Genomic DNA, 21,217 nt, shown 5'->3' with positions numbered 1-21,217 from the left:
TCACCGGTCGCGCTGCTTCAGTTGACCTTGCGAACTTTCGTGATCATTCCGGCCTTGCCATCCCAGTCGATCTCGAAGTCCACCTTGTCCCCGATCTTCAGGCCGGCCAGTTGCTCCGGCTTTGCCGTGAAGCCCATCTTCATGGCTGGCCAGTTCAGACCCATCATCGGACCGTGGTCGAGCGTGATCCTGCCCTTGGCGGCATCGATCGCGGTCACGGTGCCAGTAGCCTGACCGCGCTTCATCGCTCCGGCCATTGGCATGGTGCCCATGCTGCCCGACATCATCGAACCGCTTGGTGCCGGGGCCGGGGCTTCGGCCTGCTTCTGGCAACCGGCAAGTGCGGCAGCGAGCGCGAGGCCCGCGGCAACGGTCATGGTTCTGATCATTTCAATTCTCCTTGGGGGTGATTGGTTGGATGAGTTCGGCGGCGCAACAGGAGGTACGCCGCCGGAATGACGAGCATGGACAGCAAGGGCGCGGTAAGCATGCCGCCCACCATGGGAGCGGCAATCCGGCTCATGACTTCCGATCCCGCCCCGCTGCCGACGAGAACCGGGAGCAGGCCCGCGAGGATCACCGCGACGGTCATCGCCTTGGGCCGCACGCGCAGCAGCGCACCTTCGCGGACGGCAGCAGCGACATCACCATCGGTGCGTTCATCCAGCGCGTGCTTGAGATAGATAAGCATGACCACGCCAAACTCGGCTGCGACGCCTGCGACCGCGATGAAGCCAACCGCGGTTGCAACCGATTGATCGTAGCCGAGCCAGTAAAGCAGCCACAATCCACCGGTGAGTGCGAACGGCAGCGTGCCCATGATCAGCAGTGCCTCGTCCCATCGCCGGAAAGTCAGGTATAGCAGCGCAAAGATGATCGCGAGGGTCACTGGGATAACCAGCTTCATCCGCTCCTTCGCCCGGACCAGAAATTCGTACTGCCCGGTGTAGGATATGCTCACACCCGGCGGCAGTTGCACCCTGGCGGTTATGGCCTGGTTGATGGATTCGACCAGCGAGGCCATGTCGCTGTCGCGCCCATCGACGTAGATCCAGGTGACTGGACGGCCGTTCTCGCTGCGAAGCATGGGCGGCCCATCGCTGACGCGGATCGAGGCGACGGTGCCCAGCGTTATTTGCTGACGCGAGGGCGTCAGCACCGGCAGGTTTACGAGCTTGTCCGTGCTGTCGCGCAATTCGCGGGGATAGCGCACGCTGATCGGATAGCGGCCGAGGCCCTCTACCGTTTCGCCGATGCGCTCGCCGCCGATGGCACCAGAAACCACTGCCTGCACATCGGCCACATTGAGGCCATAGCGCGCGGCGACCGCACGGTTCACATCGACGTCGATGTAACGGCCACCGGTCAACCGCTCGGCCAGCGCGGAGGTCACGCCGGGCACCGTTTTCACCACGCCCTCGATGGTCTGCGCGGTCCGGTCGATATCGGATAGGTTCGAACCGGCAACCTTGATACCGATGGGACTTTTCACGCCTGTCGCCAACATGTCGATCCGGTTGCGGATCGGCGGGATCCAGAAGTTGGCAAGACCGGGCACCTTTACCCGCGCGTCGAGTTCCTCGATCAGCTTGGCCGGTGTCATGCCGGGCCGCCACTGGTCGCGGGGCTTGAAGCGGATGGTGGTCTCGAACATCTCAAATGGTGCAGGGTCGGTCGCACTGTCTGCCCGCCCGGCTTTACCGAACACGCTTTCCACCTCGGGCACCGTCTTGATCAGCCGGTCGGTCTGCTGGAGCAAGTGCCCCGCCTGCGCCGCGGACAGACCCGGCAGGGCCGATGGCATGTAAAGCAGGTCGCCCTCGTTCATCTGCGGCAGGAACTCCCCGCCGATCCGCGAAAGCGGCCAAAGGCTGGTGGCAAAGACCAGCAAAGCGATGAACAGCGTCTGTTTCGGACGTTCGAGCACTCGGTCGATGATCGGACGATATAGCCGTGTCAGCGTCCGGTTGAGCGGATTGGCCTCCTCGCTCGGAATCCTTCCCTTGATCAGCAGCCCCATCAGCACCGGGATCAGCGTGATCGAAAGCAGCGCTGCTGCCGCCATCGCATAAGTCTTGGTGAAGGCAAGCGGCGAAAACAGCCGGCCTTCCTGTCCCTGAAGCGTGAAGATGGGCAGGAACGAGAACGTGATGATCAGCAGGCTGAGAAACAGCGCCGGTCCGACTTCGGCGGCGGCGGCCGTCACCAGGGCCCAGCGCGTGGCTGGGTCGGCCTCCGCATCCGCATGGTCATGCCGCCAGCGTTCGAGATGCTTGTGCGCATTCTCGATCATGACCACGGCCGCGTCGACCATGGCCCCGATGGCAATGGCGATCCCGCCCAGCGAGAGGATATTGGCGTTTAGGCCCTGCAGCCGCATCGCGATGAACGCGATGAGGATTCCGAGCGGCAGTGTGAGGATCGCAACGAGCGCCGAGCGCGCGTGCCACAGGAACAGCGCGCAGACGGCCGCAACGATCAGGAACTCTTCGAACAGCTTGCCGGTGAGGTTCTCGACCGCGCGATCGATTAACCCCGAGCGATCATAGGTGGTAACCACCTCGACCCCGGGTGGAAGGCTGTTCTTCAGCTCCTCCAGCTTCCCGCGCACACCGGCAATGACGTCCCGGGCATTCTGGCCCTGCCGCATGACGATGACACCGCCTGCGACCTCGCCTTGCCCGTTCAGTTCCGCAATGCCGCGCCGCATCTCCGGACCAAGCTGGATCGTTGCCACATCGCCGACCATGACCGGCACGCCTCCCGCAGTGGTGCGGATCGGAACGGAGCGAAAGTCATCAAGCGACTTCAGGTAGCCACTTGCCCGCACGGTATATTCGGCCCCGGCCATCTCCACGCTCGAACCGCCGACTTCCTGGTTCGCGCGGCGGATCGCTTCGGCCACCTCGTCGCCGGTGACGCCATAGGCGGCAAGCTTCGCCGGATCGACGAGGATCTGGTATTCCTTGACCATCCCGCCAATGCTGGCGACCTCGGCCACACCGGGAACGGTCTTCAGCTCATAACGCAGGAACCAGTCCTGCAACGAGCGCAGCTGCGACAGGTCATGCCGTCTGGTCCGGTCAACCAGCGCATATTCGTAGACCCAGCCAACCCCTGTCGCGTCGGGACCGAGCGAGGGCCTGGCCCCTTCCGGCAGGCGGCTCTGCACCTGGCTGAGATATTCAAGAACGCGGCTGCGTGCCCAGTAGAGGTCCGTGCTGTCGTCGAACAGAACATAGACGAAGCTGTCTCCGGTGAACGAATAGCCACGCACCACGCGCGCACCGGGGACCGACAGCATCATCGAGGCGACCGGGGTTGTGACCTGGTTCTCGACGATCTGCGGCGCCTGGCCCGGCCAGCTGGTGCGGATGATGACCTGCACGTCGGACAGGTCGGGCAAAGCATCGACCGGCGTCGTGCGAACCGCGGCGATGCCAAGCATGGTCAGCACCAGCGCCGCACCAAGCACGAGATTGCGCGCCCTGACCGATGCGCGAATGATCGCGGCGATCATCGACCGCCTCCGAGGGGGCGCGCTTCGACCCCCGACAGGCTGGCTTCGGAATCGAGCAGGAACTGGCCCGAGGCCACGACTTTCTCGCCGGCGGCAAGCCCCGCCAGCACTTCGGCCTTGCCGTTGCTGTCACGCCCGATCCGCACCTCGGCCGGACGGTAGCGACCATCCGGCAAGGCCAGCATCACCAGCGTCCGGGCCCCGGTGCGGATGACCGCCTCGCTAGGGATGAGAAGCGCTGGCCCGCCGTCTCCGGCAAACGCCACCGCAGCAAACATGCCCGGACGCAGCCTGCCGCCGCGATTGGCCAGTTCGATGCGAGCGGTCAGGGTCCGGCTTTCGGTCTGGGCGGCCGGCAGGATCGCGATGACGCGTCCGATAAAGGTTTCCCCGGGGAACGCGGCAAGCGTCATGCTCGCGGCCTGACCAACGCGAACCATGCCGGCCTGTGTTTCAGGGACCGCCGCATTAAGCCACACCGTGCCGATCCCGCTTACCTGCGCGAGGCTTTGCCCAGCCGCAACGGTCATCCCGGCGCGGACATCGAGCGCCTGGATCACCCCGCCGACTGGCGTGCGGATCGTCACCGTGCCGTTGGGGCGCCCGGTGCGTTCCACCGCGCCAATCAGCGAATCGGACATGCCCAGCAGCCGCAACCGCTGACGGGCCGCGGTGGTCAGGTCGGCTCGGCCGAGCTTGCGGACCGCGAGGTATTCGCCCTGCGCGCCGCCCCATTCCGGCAGTTGCAGATCGGCAATCGGGGCTCCGGCAGCGATCACATCACCCGGCGCCCGCCCATAAACGCGCGTAACGAAGCCGCCCGAACGCGCTTGCACATTGGCGACGCTTCGCTGGTTGAAGTCGATGGTTCCGGTGACGGTCAGCCCAGACGGCAAGGTGCCGGCCTCCGCCGTGGCAACGCGCAGGCCAAGACTCTGGCTGGCGCCGGCATCGACGGCAATGCCGGGTCCCGTGTCCGGGGCTTCATCGGCATACTTGGGTATGGTCTTCATGCCCATCGACGAGAGCGAATTGGGATTATCGTAGTGCTCGGCCGGCACCATCGGGTCGTACCAGTAGAGTATCTTGCGGCCCGTTAGCGTGGGCTGGGCGCCCTCCTGCGCGGGAGACAGTCGCCCCAGCCAATAACCGCCGCCACCCGCAACCAGCGCGATGGCCAGCACGCCGGCGCCAAGGCGCGCCGCATTCATATTGTTCAGCATCATGGCCGAACTCCCCCATAGGTATAGGCAATGCGCACGGCATCGCGCGCGACGTCCGCTTCGCGGGACAGTGCATCGACTTCAGCTTCGGCCAACGCCAGCGACGACAGCAGGGCGCTGCCGAGATCGAGCTTTCCGGCGGCATAGCTGGCCATGTCCAGTTCCGCGCGCCGCCTTGCGAGTGGCACCAGCACCTGGCGTGCGTTGTCGAGGCGTGCCATGTGCATCTCCTGGTCGGCCAGGTCGCTGTCGAGCGAGGCGACCAGTTCCCGTTCCGCTGCGACGCGGTTGAACCGCGCTTGCGTCTCCTCGCTCGCCGCCGCGGCAATCTTCGGATCCTGCCGTTTTCTGCCGAACACCGGCAGGTCGATACTCACGCCCAGCGAAACCATGTCGCCATAGGCGGGATTGCGGCGGCCATAGCTTGCGCTCACCCGCCAGTCCGGCCGTTTCGCGGCACGTGCCATCGACGAGTCAGCTTTCATCCCGCCCACGGCCGCGTCGAGGGCCTGCAGCTTCGGAAGCGCTGCCAACCCCGTTACCAGCGCGGCCCTGTCGACGGTCGGCACAGGCGGCAGTCCCAAGACATCTGCGTCCTGCACCCCGGTGTAGCGTGTCAACCGCGCCCTGGCTCGCCCGATATCTGCCGTCAGCTCGCTACGCCGATCATTCACCGCCGCGCGCAGCTGATCGGGTTCGAGCGCCATTGCGGGACGGGACGAACCCGAAGCCAGCCTTGCCGAGACAGTCGCCTGAAGATCATGCAGGCTCGAATCCAGGGCCTGCAACTGGGCGAGCCGCCGCGTCCCGTAGTAGAGGTCGATCCACGCGAGCGCCGTTTCCAGACGGACGTTTTGTTGCTCCATGGCAAGGCCGCTTTCGGCGAACGCCATGTCGGCCGCCGCGCGCGAGCGCTCGGCCGCACGCTTTGCCGGATTGGGGAAAGCCTGCTCGATGCCCACCCGCGCCATCGTCATGCTTTCGCGAGTGAGGCTGAACGCGGGAGGCCCTGTAACGGGAAAGTTGTCGAAGCCCGCATTCAGCGTGGGATCGGGCAATTGACCGGCGGCTACAGCAGCCGACCGCCGGGCCTGAACGCTGGCTTGTTGGGCCTGCACCGATGGGGCAGCCTGCATCGCGCGTTGCACAGCCGCTTCGAACGTCAAAGGCTCGGCCGCGGCAACGCCCGGTACCAGCGCCAGCAAGGGCGCGATGAATTTTTTTCGCATGGGGAGCCCCGAATACGATGGCCGGTTCGACGTCCAATGAGGGCTTGCAGCTAACACGGCACCGGCGAAGGGGATGACCCTGCCGGTGCCGTGCGCCTGGCCCTCATTTTCTCGTTTTCGGCCAGGCGATAGTGCTAGCTGGCCGACGGCGAATGGCTCTTGCCGGACATGCCCATCATGCGTTTGGCGCTATCCGCCTTCATCATGGAGCAGTTGCAGCTAGCCATCGCGGGGGCGGTGTCCTTCACCCAGACCGGATTGGGCGGGTAGGCAATCGACCGGGGGCCGAAAGATGACTGATCACGCCAATCCCAATGACCGTTGCTGGCGTCATGGGCGGAAGCCACCGATGCGGTGGAGAGCGCCGCCGCGACAGCGGCGAGCGTCAGAATCGTCTTCATGTCGAATATCCTTGATTGAATTTGCAGATGGCACCGCGAGCAGTCAGCAGAACTCGCGGCGTTCATTAGAATTCAGCCAAGGTGTGCGGGTGGTTCAGGTTCAGGAGCGATGTCGCGGCCAATCATCACCGCAACGGGCATTACCCGCGGTACGGTCGTGCGGAACTGGGAGGACGTATCGAAGGGAAGCGGAGGAAGCAGTGCCAGAGGCGCCGCGCATCCCATCTTTGCCATGCAGTCGAGATTCTTGCCCTCACAGGGTTTTTCCGATGATTGCGACTGGCGCTTGGCCAAGCCCCTCATTTCTACGCAATCAACGCGCCTTGCAGTTTGCGATGCCGAAGTCTGCGACTGATTTGCCATCGCATCAGGTATCGCCCGGGCAAATACGGCCTCTTGGCCGAGAAGGCCAAAAATCACTCCAAAAAGGAGCAGCCAGGAGCGCCATGCGTTCACGAGGTTCTTCTCGCTGTCTGGCGCTCTCGTGTCAAACTTTTGCGGACCGTACGGGGTGTGTCCCCGTCAATATATTTCTGGACGGAAAATACCGAGATCCGGTCGCAGCCTACGCTCAGGAGATATAGGTCGTCAGCACGATCTCGACCCGGCGGTTTGCAGCGCGCCCCAAAGTCGTTGCGTTGGAGGCAATTGGCTCGGTCTTTCAAAATCCTTCGACATGCAGACGTCCGGACATGACGGAGCGGTCTGCCAGATAGTCGGCGACCGCTCCTGCGCGTCTTTCCGAAAGTGCCTGGTAATACCCGTAGGAGCCGATCGCATCTGTGTGACCGTTTACATCTACATACATCGCGGGATAGCGATTGAGCGTCCGCGCAGTTCATCTTCGAACGCCCAATATTGACGGTCGACGTAGGCTGACGCGTCGCAAATCCTTCCCGAAGCAAACGACATCCACTGATCAGTGGCTCGTAGGAAGAACGGATTACGTGGCCGATTTAATGCGTTTTCCGGCGGATAATATCGATGAAAACCCGGAAATATAACAAGTTATTGATAGTAATAAATTTATTAAGGATAACGCTCTGCTCTTCGCGGTTGATTGTGTGAGCGACCAAGATTTGCGCAAGTTTTAAATCAGGCGCCCGTCTTACTGACGATATCATTGCCGCCGTCAGTAGTAGTTCTTCGAAGAAGCGATCCGGAGCAGCAGAAACTTTACCCGAAAGGCTTCGCCGCCAGCAATAGGCTCTGGCCGCAAATCGATCGGTCTCACGCGCAACCGACCAAGCAACGCCCGCTCCTCCGTGGACGCCGCCCCACCAAGCCAGACAGATCCACCGGCACGGACGGCCAGTGTTAATGTTGGCTTGGATACATCTCGAGTATTGGCCCACGGGAGGGCGGTTGCATGGGGTCGCCCTCTCCGGGCCAGCTGGCACGGCGCCGGAATTCCGCCGCCATTGCCTGATGCATCTGGCGCGCGGCCGTATCGTTTGTGCTGGCCGCCAGTCTATCGTGCATGCGTGCCCGTTCCAGACAATGGGCTTGATGGTCCGCTTGGTCCATGCGGCAAACTCCAGCTTGGCCTGGCCTCGTGCTGCCGCAGCATCGGGAAACGGCGGCCGCGCCAGCGCGATTCATCCGGCCGCGAACAATACGCTTCTTTTCCGGGGAAGGAAACGGGATTCCCGGCGGGCCTTGCGCTCAAGGCCAAGGTCATTGCAGGAGCGCGGGCTTCAGCCGATGGGTTTTCAGAACCTTGCGATCCTGTGCGTCCAGTTCGATGAGCACGACCTCGTAACGCCAGAGATTGGCAAGGTTCTGCAACACCATCGCCGCATCGCGTTCGTCCAGCAGCACGCCATCGGCCACGCTGTGTTCCAGCATCAGCGTGCGATCGCCCGCGAGATCGACATCGACAATCTGGATGTCGGGTTCCTGCCGCCCGATGTCGTATTCGCGCGCCAGCGCCCGGCGGATGCGGCGGTAACCGCGTTCGTCGTGGATCGCCGCGACGCTCAATGCGGCTTCCGATTGCCGGTCGGTCACCTGGAAAAGCCGCCATTTGCGGATCATGTGGGGGCTGAGAAACTGCGTGATAAAGCTTTCGTCGCGGTAATTGGCCCAGGCGTCCTGCAAAACGCCGTTCACATCGCCCTTGCCCGCAAAAGCGGGGAACCATTCGCGATCCTCGTCGGTCGGATTCCGGCAAATTCGCGCCATGTCCTCCATGATGCCGAAACCGAGCGTGTAGGGATTGAAGCCCGAGAAATGCCCGGAATCGAAGGTCGGCTGATTGACGACGTTGGTATGCGACTGGAGGAATTCGAGGAACGATCCGTCGGTGATCTGGCCGCGTTCGTGCAGCTTGGTCATGATCTGGTAGTGGCACCAGGTGGCGCAGCCCTCGTTCATCACCTTGGTCTGGCGCTGGGGATAGAAATATTGCGCGATCAGGCGGACGATCCGCAGGATTTCACGTTGCCAGGGCTCTAGCGCGGGGCCGGTCTTTTCGAGAAAATAGAGGATGTTTTCCTGCGGCAGGTTGAGTGCCCTGCGCCGGTGACCGTCGGTGGCCTCGGGCGCCCTGGTGCTGGCTGGCAAGGTGCGCCAGAGATCGTCGTAGATCTTGTCACGATAGGCTTGCCGTTCGGCCTCGCGCGCCGCTTCCAGCTTCAGATCCCGGCTCCGCACGCGGGGATGGCGGTGCACGCCTTGGTGCATCAGGGCGTGCGCGCCATCGAGAAGCCGCTCCACAGCTGCCTCGCCATACCGTTCCTCGCAGTGGGCGATATAGGATTTGGCGAACTCGAGGTAATCGAGAATGCCTGTGGCATCGGTCCATTGCCGGAAGGAGTAGTTGTTCTTGAAGAAGTGGTTGTGACCGAATGCGGCATGCGCGATCACCAGCGTCTGCATGGTCGCGCTGTTTTCCTGCATGATATAGCTGATGCAGGGGTCGGAATTGATCACCAGTTCATACGCCAGCCCGCGCAATCCCTTGCGATAGAGCATCTCGTTGGCGACGAACTGCTTGCCGAACGACCAGTGCTTGTAGAACAGCGGCATGCCGGTGGAGGCATAGGCATCGAGCATCTGTTCGGCGCTGATCACCTCGATCTGGTTCGGATAGACATCCAGGTGAAAATCAGTGAGCGCGATCGTTTCGACCGCGTCGTAGATCCGCTGGATCAGGTCGAAGTTCCAGTCGCTCCCTTCGAACAACGGACGGTCAGCACGCGCCATGGTCATGACCGTCCTTTCGCGCGGTCCCGTTCGTCCGCGCTCCTGCGCTGGAACAGTTCACGCAGCACGGGATATATTTCAGTGCGATGATGGACCTTGCGCATGGCGAAGTGGCGCGATGTGGCCTGAAGTTCCTCGTAAGCCGACCACAGCGAACTCTTGCCTCCATCGTCCACCGGCCGCTCCTCGGCGCCGACCTCGATATAGGCGACGTACTGGGAGATCGGCAGGATATCCTCGCGCATCAGCCGGGCCGTCTTGGGATTATCGTTGTTGATGTTGTCGCCGTCGGACGCCTGGGCAACATAGATATTCCAGTCATCGGGCGGATAACGGGCGGAGACGACCGCCAGCATTTCCTCCAGCGCGCTGGAAACGACCGTCCCGCCAGATACGGTCGAATGGAAGAAGGTCTGTTCGTCCACCTCTGCGGCGTGGTCGGTGTGGTGGATGAACACAACCTCGACGTATTCGTAGCTGCGGGTCAGGAACAGGTGGAGCAGCGCGAAGAACCGCTTGGCCAGATCCTTCATGTGCGCGCTCATCGAACCGGACACGTCCATCAGGCAGAACATCACCGCCTGGGCAATCGGACGCGGCGTGGCCTCGAACCGGCGATAGCGCAAGTCGACGGGGTCTATGTAGGCGATCAGCGCGCGTCGGCGCAGCAGGCGCTGGTGTTCTTCGCGGAGCTGCTCCAGCCGTTCGGCATCCCCATCCTGCGCGGGTTGGTGCGCCTCCACCTGGGCGATTTCCTCCTCTATCCGTTCCAGGTCGGCGCGGCCGGGGCGGCGCAGCGCCAGACGGCGCGACATTGCCTTCTGCATCGTGCGGGGAACCGAGAGGTTCGACGGCGAACCGACCGTGGTATAGCCCGCGCGGCGCGGCGTGCTTGACGCCTCGCCCTTCAGCTTGCGCTTGGCGAGATCGGGCAATTCGAGATCGTCGAGGAACAGTTCGAGAAATTCCTCGCGCGTGAGGACGAAGCGGAAATCGTCCTCGCCATCGCCGGTCCCCGCGCTGGACCCGCCGCCGGATTGCCCCGACGGCCTGGGGATCCTGTCGCCTTCCAGGTAATCGCGGTTGCCCGGCAGAACCCGTTCGCGGTTGCCGCCATGGCTGGTGCGGTGCAGCGTCGGTTCGTGGATGCTGTCGCGCGGGATGCTGATCTGGCCTTCGCGATCGATCTCCTTGATGCTGCGGTCCTTGATGCTCTGGCGGACCGCCTGCTGTACCGCCGCCCGCGCCCGCCGCAGGAACCGCTGGCGGTTGACCAGGCTTTTCCCTCCGGGGTTCAGGCGGCGGTCGACGATGTGCATGGTGCTGCTATCGCGCCTCCATCAGCCTGCCTGCTTCACCCGGATGTACCATTCCACAAGGCGCCTGACCTGCCGTTCGGTGTAGCCGCGCACGATCATCCGCTCCACGAATTCGCTGTGCTTCTTGGCGCTTTCGCCATCCTTCTTGGACCCGAAGCTGATCACCGGCAGCAGGTCTTCCACTTGGCTGAACATGCGCTTTTCGATGACCTCGCGGATCTTCTCGTACGATGTCCAAGCGGGGTTACGGCCTTCGTTGGCGGCGCGCATGCGCAGTGCGAACTTCACTACCTCGTTGCGGAAGTCCTTGGGGTTGGCGATGCCGGCGGGCTTTTCGGTCTTGGACAGTTCCTGGTCGATCACCTCGCGGTTGAGCAGTTGCCCGGTGTCGGGGTCCTTGAAATCGAGATCCTCGATCCAGGCATCGGCATAAGCGACATAGCGGTCGAACAGATTTTGCCCGTAGTCGTTGTAGGATTCGAGATAGGCCTTCTGGATCTCATTGCCGATGAATTCGGCATAGCGCGGGGCAAGTTCGCCCTTCACGAATTCAAGGTAACGGGCCTCGGTTTCGGCCGGGAACTGTTCCTGCCGTATCATCCCTTCCAGCACATACATCAGATGGACGGGGTCCGCCGCGATCTCGATGGTGTCGTGATTGAACGTGGCCGACAGCGCCTTGAAGGCAAAACGCGTGGAGATGCCCGACATGCCTTCGTCCACGCCGGCGGCGTCGCGGTATTCCTGCAAGCTTTTGGCACGCGGGTCGATCTCCCGCAGCATTTCGCCATTGTAGACGCGCATCTTCGAATAAAGGCTGGAATTTTCGTGTTCGCGCAGGCGTGTCAGCACCGAGAAGCGCGCCAGCATGTCGAGCGTGCCCGGTGCGCACGGGGCCGATGCCAGTTCGGATTCGCGCAGCAGCTTTTCATAGACCTGCCGCTCTTCGGTGGTGCGCAGGCAATAGGGCACCTTGATCACGAAGATGCGGTCGATGAAGGCTTCATTGTTCCTGTTGTTCTTGAAATTCTGCCATTCGCTTTCGTTGGAATGGGCCATGATCACCCCGGTGAACGGGATGCCGCCGATGTTCTCGGTGCCGATGTAATTGCCCTCCTGCGTCGCCGTCAGCAGCGGATGCAGCATCTTGATCGGCGCCTTGAACATCTCGACGAATTCGAGAATGCCCTGGTTCGCGCGGTTGAGCCCGCCCGAATAGCTGTAGGCATCGGGGTCGTTCTGCGACAGCATTTCCAGCTTGCGGATATCGACCTTGCCCACCAGCGAGGAAATGTCCTGGTTGTTCTCGTCCCCCGGCTCGGTCTTGGATACGGCGATCTGCCGCATTTGCGAGGGCATCAGCCGCACGACCCGGAACCGCGTGATGTCTCCGCCGAACTCGTCCAGCCGCTTGCGACACCATGGGCTGACCATCCCCGTCAGGCGGCGGCGCGGAATGCCGTACCGGTCCTCGATCATCGGGCCGTGGAGATCACTGTCGAACAGCGAGAGCGGAGCGTCGAAGATCGGGCTGATTTCGTCGCCGGCCTTCAGCGCATAGATGGGATTCTTTTCCATCAGCGACTTCAGCCGTTCGGCCAGCGACGACTTGCCGCCACCCACCGGCCCGAGCAGGTAGAGAATCTGCTTGCGCTCCTCCAACCCCTGCGAGGCATGGCGCAGGAAGCTCACGATCTGCTCGATCGTCTGCTCCATGCCATAAAAGGAGGAGAAGCTGGGATAGATCCTGATGGTCCGGTTCATGAAGATCCGGCCGAGGCGCTGATCCTGTGCCGTATCCACGATCTGCGGTTCCCCGATCGCGGCCAGCAGCCTTTCCGGCGCGCTGGCATACATCAGCGGATCCTTGCGGCACGCGACAAGGTAATCTTCCAGCGACATTTCTGTCTGACGCTGTTGATCGAACTTCCGCATGAAATCGGAAAACAGATCGCTTTCAGCCATCGGTCGCTCCCCTTCTAAAGGTTTGTGAGCGAACATAATATACGCCTTTGTTCGGACCCTCGCCAGCGTTTCAAGTGCTACCGAGCCTTCCGGAAGCGACTGCCAAGTCCATCCCAGCAGTCCCTATTTGCGAGTTATCGTCCTTCCGAGACAACCTTTCGTCCCGGTTCACGAACGAGGCAGACCTGCGTGCTTCGCACCGGCGAATCCCCGCCTATAAAATGCTGACTGGCTGATGCAGTCATTCAACAGTCTGAAACCACGCCGGATATCGACATTCCCACGCACCTATTCTGCGCCGCGACCGCCATTGTCCGTCTGAGCAGCGCGCCCACTGGCCCAATCGGTGAAGTGCGCGTGCTGGTTGGCCCGCAGTTGTCGCTCGACGATGCGGACCCCAAGTTCCGATCGTGCGCGGTTTCGTGCTTCTCAACTGTGCATACCGAATGGCGGGACTCGTCTGTCCCACCTCCGATCCGCTTGCCCGATTCGAGAGCAAGCAATGCTCTGGGTTCTGAACGCGGCACTGGTGGCGATCGCCTCTCGTACAGCGAGGGGCCAGAACAGAAAGGTGCGGGGCGCTGCATATCACGTCGAGCGAGATCGACCAGAACGGGACGGGCTCGCTCCGAAGGTTTCGTTTGAGTGTGCAAAGGCGGTTAGCTGTCGTCCCAATTGGCGCATAGATCTGCAACGATGCACTCCAATCGTGGATTTCCTGACGCAGGTGGGTAAGGGCTCGCACTACCGCGAACCGGCTATCCATCCAATTGCGCGTCGCAACAACTCCTGAAACGGCGCACTGTCCCATGGCCCTCGGACAACCGGCGCCTCGTCCATCAGCGGGCGGGCGTCGAAGCGTCCGCAAGCGTGGCCGAGCGGCGAATAGGCCACTTCGCCTTTGCCATGGGCACGAACGTAAAGCTGCGGCCGCGGCGGGTCGTCGTCCCACTGTCCCAAGAGATAGCCCGGCGCCTCGCCTTTGTAGCGAGCCGAAAGCAGAGTTCTATAATCGCAAATCGGCTGGGCGATGTAGGGCTCGTCGATCACGGTAAAGTCCTGCAGGCCCTGCGTGATCGGATGGGCTGCATCCTCGACGTGGATGTGCATCGGCTGGGCCGCCAAGTGCGCGACAAAGCGGCTGCCCAGCAACTCCATGAACGCGGGGGCAACGGTTTCGGCCGTGGGTTTCACCAGTCCCGGAATGCGGACCCCGCTGGCGACGATCTCTGGCCCATCCGTAAATTCCAGCCCAGCATTGGCGCCGTGGAGCGCGAACAACTTGCCGCCATCTGCGACGAAGTCGGTCAGGGCCCGGGCCTCAGCGTCCGAGGGCATGAGGTCGCAGGTATAGAGTATCACCCCGGCAAACGCTGACAGGTCCGTAATCCCGGAAAAGTCTGCAGCGCAGCGCACCCGGATGCGGTCGTCCTCTGCCATCAGGTCCAACAGGACACGGCGCGCCAGATCGAAATCGTGATACTTGCCGCCGGTGACGAGGTGGATGCGAATAGGATCGCTCATGCGGTGTCTCCCATGGCGGGAAGTGGACGCAGCACTGGGCCGGCGCCGTCCCATCGTTCTGCACCCTGCCGGGCAACGTCAAAGAAGGCGCGCGTGTCGGGCGTGTCCGAGATCACCTCGACCAGCAGGCCCAGCGTGTCGCGGCAATCGTAATAGCGCAATTGGGCGTTGTCGGAGATCTGCCCCGTGGTCACAGGCGCGCCCGCCTCGAGATGCGCTGCGGCGGCATCAAGGTCGGCGACAAGGAACGCATGGTGGTGTGGCCGGCACGCGCCCTTTGCCAGCGGCGCATCGCCATAGACGTTGGGCCAGGGGCCAACCGGCTCGATCAGCTCGACCATGACGCCGGCGAACTGGGCAAAGGCGATATGCAGCACCAGATCCTGAGGCGCGCCATTGAAGGTCCAGCGGTCGAAGGCCATCGACGGTAAGTGGAAGAACGGACCTGCGCCGGTGCGCGCCCGCCAGTTGGCGGCGCTCGTGGCGATATCGCCGACGACGTAGCCGAGTTGCATGATCGGGCCGTGCATGGTCGTCATCCTTTGTTCGCAGGGGCAGGCTCGTGCCAGGTCGTAGGCCGTGCCTTCATCCGCGCGAAGAAATCGCGCGACCAAGGTGCCTCCTCGGGGATCGGCTGGCCGTGGTTCTCGCCGAACTGGAGAAAGCAGTAGAGTACGATGTCGGCCAGCGTGAACCGGTCACCGCAGACATAGGGTTTGCCCTGCATCTGCCGGTCGAGCCACAGCAGCTTGGCACGTGACTTGGCTTTGAGGATGGGCGCAGCATCGGGCGGGAGCAGCGGCTTTGCCAGGACGCCGTCAAGCTGGTGATCGCCTTCGAACAGCGCCCGGCCCTCCTGCGTGGTAAACCCTTCGCCCATCGGCCAGGCGATGTTCTGGTCGATCCTTCGCACCCACATCCGCGTCTGCGCCCGCTCCTCGGGCGTCGAACCGATCAACGGCGGGTCCGGACAGATGTCCTCGAGGTATTCGCAGATCGGCGTGACTTCGGTGATGACCGTTCCGTCGTCGAGTTCAAGCGCAGGAAGTTCGCCTAACGGATTGACCCGCGACACGAACGGCTCGCGCCTGTTCTCACGCGTGAACAGATCGAGAAACCGCCGCTCAAGCACGATTCCTTTCTCCTGCGCGAAGATCCACGCGATCCACGGGTTGGGTGCGAACAGGTCAAAATCGTAGAAGATCATTGGCACCCTCCCAATGGATCAGGCGGTAACAGGATCAGTAGTGGGCTTCGAACGAGATGCCGACTGTCCGCGGATAGACGATTTGGTTCTGGCCGCCCGGCCGGTCGAGCGGGCCGACCGTATTGCCGAGGTTGTCGCTGAAAACGCCCGCTTCCCACCGATCGTTGCCAATGCTCGCCCGCGCGTAGCCGACCCCGTTGTAGGGGGCGTAGGCGCCATTGAAGATACTCTGCTGGCGCGAACGGTAGCTGTAGCGGGCATTCAACCGCAGTTGCAGGCCGTTGCCGCCGATCGGGGTCTGGTACGAACCCGCCAGCGTGAAGGTGGTCTTGGCGGTGCCGGGGAGTTGGTTGCCCTCCTTCAACTGTGGGATATGCGCCACGATCGCGGCAGGCACGTTGTGGATCGTGGTCGAGTTGAAGTTGCCGGCAAAGTTGAGGGTCAGGCCGCGCAACGGAGTGCGCCAGGTGATCGATGGCTCTATGCCGTGGCCGCGCACGTCGCCCACTTGCGCGACGATCGTCTGGAGCGCGGGGCTCAACTCGATCTGCGCCTTTGCCCAGTCGACATAGTAGCCGGCCAGTTCGAGTTGCACTGCGTTGTCGAACAGACCCACCTTGAGCCCGCCTTCGTAGTTCCACAGCGTGTCGGGCGGCGAGACGTTCGACAGGCTGGTGCCGAGCACCGCGTTCGATGCGCCGATGATCGAGGCTGAAGTGATCGAGCCGCTGCGGAAGCCCTTGGCGACTTCGGCGTAGATCATCGCATTGGGGGCAGGGTGATAGGCAATGTTGACGCGCGGATTGAAGGTATCGTGGCTGGCGCGGGTGGTGCTGCGGTTGGGGATGACGGAGCCGGCGATCTCGAGCTGGCTGTCTTCCTCGAAGCGGCGCTGCTCCTTGTAGTAGCGCCCGCCCACGGTCAGGTCGAGCTTGCGGTCGAAAGTCGAGTAAGTTGCCTCGCCGTAGACCGCCCAGCCCTTGCTGAAGAGCCGGTTGCGGTCGTTGACGGTGTTGAAGCCGATGACGCCAGGCGCGACCGGGAAGTCAGGCAACTGCACGGTCTGGCCGCCTGCAGTGTTGCCGTTCTGGTAGAAAAAACCGACGATATACTGCAGCGGGCCGTCGCCGTTCGAGGTCAGCCTCAGATCCTCGTTAAAGTTGTTGGTGACCAGCGGCCACAGCGAGGTGAAGTTGCCGATGCCCGGAATGAACCCGCCGTTGTTCGAAATAACGGTGTTCTTGATGTGCCCGGTCGAGCTCTGGATCGTGGCGAACCCCATGTCGTATTCGACGTCGCCGGCAAACAGCCAGTAGTCCGACAGCGCTTCGCCGAACTGCTGATCGATGCTGGCGGGCTCGGAGAAGGTGATGCGGTTCGACCAGCGCTGTTTGGTGTTGTTGCGCCAGGCGGAAAGGCGGATCGTCAGGTTGTCGGTCGGCTTGGCCAGCAGCTTGAGCCTGCCGGTGAAGCTGGTCGATGGGTTGTCGTTCTTGACCCCGGTCGGGATGATGTCGGCATAGCCGCCGACCCGCTTGTAGCTGATCACTCCGCGCAACGCGACCTTACCGTCTACGATCGGCAGGTTAAGCATCTGGTCGCCCGACCAGCCCGGCTTGCCCCCGGTGGTGAGACTGCCGGTTCCGCGTAGTGAACCGCTGACTCCGTCGAGCTCGGGGTCCTTGGTCAGCACCTTGATGGTGCCGCCGATCGAGCCGAGGCCATAAAGCGTGCCCGATGGCCCGCGCAGCACTTCGACGCGCTCGAGGTCGTAGAAGTCGGCGGCCGGCGCGTATGGTCGGCCGGGCATGGTGAAGGCGAAATTGTCGAGATAGTAGCCGACCGCCGGATCGCCGTCAGTCTCCGACGCAGCAATCGCGCGAATCTGGTAGGTGGTGCTGCCTGCGCCGATGGTCGAGCCGGTGGTCGCGCTCGGCACCAGCGAGATCGCCGACTGGATGTCGGTCACCCCCATGCGGACGAGGCTCTCACCCGACAGGCCTTGGACCGCCTGCGGCACTTTCATCAGCGTCTGTTCGCGGCGCTGCGCGGTGACGATGATCTCGGCATCGTCGGGGTTCGCCGGCGTGTCGGCCCGTGCCGGCTGCGCCGCCTGCTGGGCGTAGGCCGGGTTGGCCGCGAGCAACAGCGCGAGCACGCTGGCGCAACCTGTCAGCGCCGGTTCCGCGCGCCGATCTAATGCCTTGGGCTTCAAAGGCTTCATCATCACTCTCCCCTTTTTTGTCGTTATGCGATGTTTGTATAAGTTGGTTGTCAGGGTCCGCTCAGGTCGCGTGCAGCCATGGATAATCGCCCATCAGGCAGCGATCGATCTGCTGGTGGAAATGACGGATGCGCACTTCCTGGTCGCCCAGGATCATGCCGCGGAAGCCCAATGAGCCGGTGCCCTGCTGCATCGTCGGCATGTTCGAGCCATCCTGCTTGAGCACGTTGGCAAGGAACGGGTCGAACGTGTCGGGAAAGGCGTCGGCGTAGTCGTCGAGTTCGTCGTGGCGGAAGAACCGCGGCGTCACCAAGGGTGGCTTGCTGCCGGGCGCGCGGTGCTCGGTGATCAGGAAGTCGTAGTAGCAGAACGCCGGGTCGGTCGGGTGCGGGCGATAGCGGAAAACGATCGATCCCTCGGGCGTCTGAGTGAAGGTGGTGCCGGGGAAGAACGTGTAGTGGTACTGGTGGACCAGCTGTTCGTCGTTCATCCGGCGATAGGGCAAGTGGGTCTGGTCCTGGATCGCGCGCTTGGCCTTGATCACTTCGAGGTGAATGTCGCGCAAGCTGCCCTGGTAGTCCGCCGGGACTTGTGTGCCGATGCCGAGAAACTTCTCGCGCAGCGGCGTCATCTCCTCGGCATTGCCGAGCAGTTCGCTGACCGTCAGGTTGAAATTGATCATCCGGCTGTGCATGCCCACCAATTCGATCGGCACATCGTAGCCTTCGGTGATGTTCATGAAGTCGGCGTGCAGCGTCTCAAAATGGTAGGATTCATTGAAAGCATCGTGCGCATGCTTCCAGTTGCCGTTCCATTCGAATGTGGCCTGGTCGATCAGCTGGAATTTCTCGAGCTCGTAGCTTTCGAGGTGCCGGCCCGCCTCACCTAGGAAATTGCGCAAGTCGATCGCGTACGGATCGAGGTTGAACCAGACCCAGCCACCCCAAGTGTCTGTGCGGACCGGCGGCAGGTCGAGTTCGCCCTTCGGTACCCCGTCCTTGAACTGGCCGAACAGTTCGGGCCGCGACAGCAGGTGAAGGCTGCCATCATTGTTCCACTGCCATCCGTGATAGGGGCAGGTGAATCGCTCGACCATGCCCGACTGAACCTGGCAAAGCACGTTCCCACGGTGCTGGCAGACGTTGAAGAAGCCGCGAATTTCACCGTCCTCGCCGCGCACGAACAGCAGCGATTCCTTGCCCAGCGTATGGACACGAAATTCGCCGGGTTCGCCGAGTTCCGAGACATGGCAAGCGACGTTCCAGGTCTTGGTCCAGACGTGGTCCCATTCGGCCTGCATGAACTCGGGCGAATGGAAACGCGCGCCGTCGATGCGCTGGTAGCCCAACATCGGGATGGGCTTTCGCGGGACGAACGCTGGCGCCTGAGTCTGCTGGCGCTCGGCACCCAGCACCTCGATCATCCGGTCTTCTATCTTGGCCATACTCGGGCAATCCTTTCATGGACGGCCCGGCGGCAGCATCGTGGGAAGTGGCTTTGGCCGGGCATGCTGCGCCCGTCGCCGCGCAAGCAGTGTACGCTCGCGCAGTGCCTTTCGATTTCTCCGCAATGCGCCGCCGGATTAAAACATGCCAGCCAGCTTTTTTTGAGAAACTATGCGCATTTCGGCGGCTGTCAACAAAACCTGTTAGGTCGCTCGTTTTTTAGATAGGGCCGTGGCGACGGCTTGACTTGCGCCCCTGCGACAGGCGACGCACAGATGCCCCGCGAGCGCAGCAAGGCCGCGGAAGGGGAAGGACGGGCGTGACTTCGAACGGCGGTGTGATCGGTGAGGCGAATTCTTCTCCGCGTCCGCGCGCGCCGCGGCGCCGCAGCGAGGGACCTTCCGCGCGCCAGCTCGCCAAAAGCGAGACGATGCGGCTGAGGGTCCTCGAAGCAACGGTCGATTGCCTGCTCGAAGGGACCGCGCACGAGCTGTCGTTTGCCGTGATTGCAGACCGCGCGGGAATTTCACGCGGGGGCGCGCAATACCACTTCGCAACCCGTCGCGACCTGCTGTGCGCGGTGATCGAGTACATCAACGTGCGCCGCCTGAACCAGTTCAAGGCGGATGTCGAGGCGATCGGGCCGGACGAGGACGTCGCCAGCCAGATCATCGATGCACACTGGAAGCACCTCAACGAGCGCGATTTCCGCGCCTACCAGGAACTCGTTCTGCTGGCCCGCAGCGATGCCGAACTGACCGAGGAATTCGCGCCCCGCTATCAGGCCTTCCTCCGCGACTGGTACGAGACCGCACGACAGGCGTTCGGCTGGCGCTACGCCGATCCCCAGGTCATGCAGGCGGGCAATATCGCGCACTATGTGCTCGAGGGCATGGCCTACGGACAACTCGCGGGTCAGGTGCAGCCCGAGGTCGTCGCGGACCTGCTCGGCTATGCCAAGACCGTGCTGCGGAATGCGCTGCAGGACTGAAGTTCCAGAAAAACAAGCAAAGACAGGAGAGCGGGATGGACGGGCGTTTCGGAGGCAAAGTCGTGATCGTGACCGGAGCCTCGTCTGGAATCGGCAAGCGCACCGCTGAGCGGCTGGTCGCGCAAGGCGCGGTCGTTCATGGGGCCGACCTGACTTCCTGCGGCCTTGCAGGCATGGTCGACCACATTTGCGACGTCACAAGTGAGGACGACTGGATCGCGCTGGTTGAAGCGGTGACTGCCTCCGACGGCCGGATCGACGGACTGGTCAACGCGGCCGGCGTGATCCGCATGGGCACGACTATTGAAACCACGATCGAGGATTTCCGGTTAGTGATGCGCGTCAACGTCGAAGGAACGTTCCTCGGCTGCAAGCACGTGATGCGCGCGATGCAGGTTGCCGGCACCGGATCGATCGTCAATTTGTCCTCGACCGCAGGCCTGCGCGGCTCGCCCGGTGCAGCCGCTTATACCGCGAGCAAGGGCGCGGTCCGACTGCTGACCAAGACCGCCGCGCTCGAAGCGATCGCCATGCCCAGCCGTATCCGCGTCAACTCCGTCCACCCCGCGCTCACCCAGACACCAATGGCCGACGCGATCGTCGACCAGCTCGGAGGCTCGGACGAAATTCGCGGCGCGCTCAACAGTCTGCTTCCGGCAGGCAGGCTTGCCGAACCCGACGAAATTGCAGCTGGCATCCTCTTCCTGCTGTCCGACGACGCCAGTTACATGAGCGGCGCAGAGCTCGTGATCGACAATGGTTTTACAGCCCGATAATGTCGGAATCCGACCTATCCTTCGACATTATGCTTTAGGCGGTCGTGATTCTGAAGATATTAGAGGGAAACCTGGTAGAATAATTGAAATGAACCCTAGGGTCTAGATTGCAGACGCCGACAAAGCCGCCATCTAGGGAACCCATTGAGCGAAATGGAGCCTGCACTTCTATCGTTTTGCTTTGCT

17 protein-coding genes are annotated in these 21,217 nt (G+C 62.6%); 2 read left to right on the top strand and 15 right to left on the bottom strand.

All coding sequences use genetic code 11. From position 1 onward, the window contains the following. Nucleotides 1-17: 17 nt before the first annotated feature. The 15 genes from OLX02_RS17010 to OLX02_RS16940 form a co-directional block, all read right to left on the bottom strand. Complete coding sequence (locus tag OLX02_RS17010) at nt 18-389, bottom strand: copper-binding protein (RefSeq protein WP_193829223.1); 372 nt, start codon at nt 387-389, stop codon at nt 18-20. Further along, nucleotides 386-3,520 carry an efflux RND transporter permease subunit gene (locus tag OLX02_RS17005; RefSeq protein WP_264424773.1) on the bottom strand — a complete coding sequence of 1,045 codons (3,135 nt, stop codon included), beginning with the start codon at nt 3,518-3,520 and terminating at the stop codon, nt 386-388. The genes OLX02_RS17010 and OLX02_RS17005 overlap by 4 nt, the downstream gene beginning before the upstream one ends. After that, nucleotides 3,517-4,746: an efflux RND transporter periplasmic adaptor subunit gene (locus OLX02_RS17000; protein WP_230487990.1), complete on the bottom strand. Its 1,230-nt coding sequence runs from the start codon at nt 4,744-4,746 to the stop codon at nt 3,517-3,519. The genes OLX02_RS17005 and OLX02_RS17000 overlap by 4 nt, the downstream gene beginning before the upstream one ends. After that, nucleotides 4,743-5,972 (bottom strand): TolC family protein, encoded by a 1,230-nt coding sequence (locus OLX02_RS16995; RefSeq protein WP_193829225.1) that lies wholly within the window; start codon nt 5,970-5,972, stop codon nt 4,743-4,745. Before OLX02_RS16995 ends, OLX02_RS17000 begins: the two co-directional genes overlap by 4 nt. Before the next feature lie 134 nt (nt 5,973-6,106). Then, a complete protein-coding gene (locus OLX02_RS16990; RefSeq protein ID WP_193829226.1) occupies nt 6,107-6,373 on the bottom strand; it encodes a hypothetical protein in 267 nt (88 codons plus the stop codon). A gap of 72 nt (nt 6,374-6,445) precedes the next feature. Continuing rightward, the gene (locus OLX02_RS16985; protein WP_193829227.1) at nt 6,446-6,829 is read right to left on the bottom strand and encodes a hypothetical protein; all 384 of its coding nucleotides are present in this window, start codon (nt 6,827-6,829) and stop codon (nt 6,446-6,448) included. A gap of 205 nt (nt 6,830-7,034) precedes the next feature. Then, nucleotides 7,035-7,181 carry an OmpA family protein gene (locus OLX02_RS16980; RefSeq protein WP_193829228.1) on the bottom strand — a complete coding sequence of 49 codons (147 nt, stop codon included), beginning with the start codon at nt 7,179-7,181 and terminating at the stop codon, nt 7,035-7,037. A gap of 869 nt (nt 7,182-8,050) precedes the next feature. Further along, on the bottom strand, nt 8,051-9,586 hold the full coding sequence (locus tag OLX02_RS16975) for a SpoVR family protein (RefSeq protein ID WP_193829229.1): 1,536 nt from the start codon (nt 9,584-9,586) through the stop codon (nt 8,051-8,053). Next, entirely contained in the window at nt 9,583-10,899 is a 1,317-nt protein-coding gene (locus OLX02_RS16970; protein ID WP_193829230.1) for a YeaH/YhbH family protein, read from the bottom strand. The genes OLX02_RS16975 and OLX02_RS16970 overlap by 4 nt, the downstream gene beginning before the upstream one ends. A gap of 21 nt (nt 10,900-10,920) precedes the next feature. Next, complete coding sequence (locus OLX02_RS16965) at nt 10,921-12,864, bottom strand: PrkA family serine protein kinase (RefSeq protein ID WP_193829231.1); 1,944 nt, start codon at nt 12,862-12,864, stop codon at nt 10,921-10,923. 744 nt (nt 12,865-13,608) lie between these two features. Further along, nucleotides 13,609-14,388, bottom strand: a complete 780-nt coding sequence (locus tag OLX02_RS16960) for a ThuA domain-containing protein (RefSeq protein ID WP_193829232.1) — start codon at nt 14,386-14,388, stop codon at nt 13,609-13,611. Beyond that, nucleotides 14,385-14,918 (bottom strand): VOC family protein, encoded by a 534-nt coding sequence (locus OLX02_RS16955; RefSeq protein ID WP_193829233.1) that lies wholly within the window; start codon nt 14,916-14,918, stop codon nt 14,385-14,387. Before OLX02_RS16955 ends, OLX02_RS16960 begins: the two co-directional genes overlap by 4 nt. A gap of 5 nt (nt 14,919-14,923) precedes the next feature. Then, complete coding sequence (locus tag OLX02_RS16950; protein WP_193829234.1) at nt 14,924-15,595, bottom strand: glutathione S-transferase family protein; 672 nt, start codon at nt 15,593-15,595, stop codon at nt 14,924-14,926. A gap of 34 nt (nt 15,596-15,629) precedes the next feature. After that, nucleotides 15,630-17,822, bottom strand: coding sequence for a TonB-dependent receptor (locus OLX02_RS16945; protein ID WP_193829235.1), 2,193 nt, complete (start codon nt 17,820-17,822; stop codon nt 15,630-15,632). A gap of 58 nt (nt 17,823-17,880) precedes the next feature. Continuing rightward, on the bottom strand, nt 17,881-19,263 hold the full coding sequence (locus OLX02_RS16940) for an aromatic ring-hydroxylating oxygenase subunit alpha (protein WP_193829236.1): 1,383 nt from the start codon (nt 19,261-19,263) through the stop codon (nt 17,881-17,883). 320 nt (nt 19,264-19,583) lie between these two features. Between OLX02_RS16940 and OLX02_RS16935 the strand changes: the two genes are divergently transcribed. Both OLX02_RS16935 and OLX02_RS16930 read left to right on the top strand, forming a co-directional pair. Further along, entirely contained in the window at nt 19,584-20,255 is a 672-nt protein-coding gene (locus OLX02_RS16935) for a TetR/AcrR family transcriptional regulator (protein ID WP_193829237.1), read from the top strand. 35 nt (nt 20,256-20,290) lie between these two features. Beyond that, on the top strand, nt 20,291-21,031 hold the full coding sequence (locus OLX02_RS16930; RefSeq protein ID WP_193829238.1) for an SDR family oxidoreductase: 741 nt from the start codon (nt 20,291-20,293) through the stop codon (nt 21,029-21,031). The last annotated feature ends 186 nt before the right edge of the window (nt 21,032-21,217 follow it).

Origin of the sequence: Novosphingobium sp. KCTC 2891, from assembly GCF_025938155.1 — a bacterium.
In the GTDB taxonomy this organism is placed as follows: Bacteria; Pseudomonadota; Alphaproteobacteria; order Sphingomonadales; family Sphingomonadaceae; genus Novosphingobium.
This window is presented reverse-complemented; position numbering and strand designations above follow the sequence as displayed.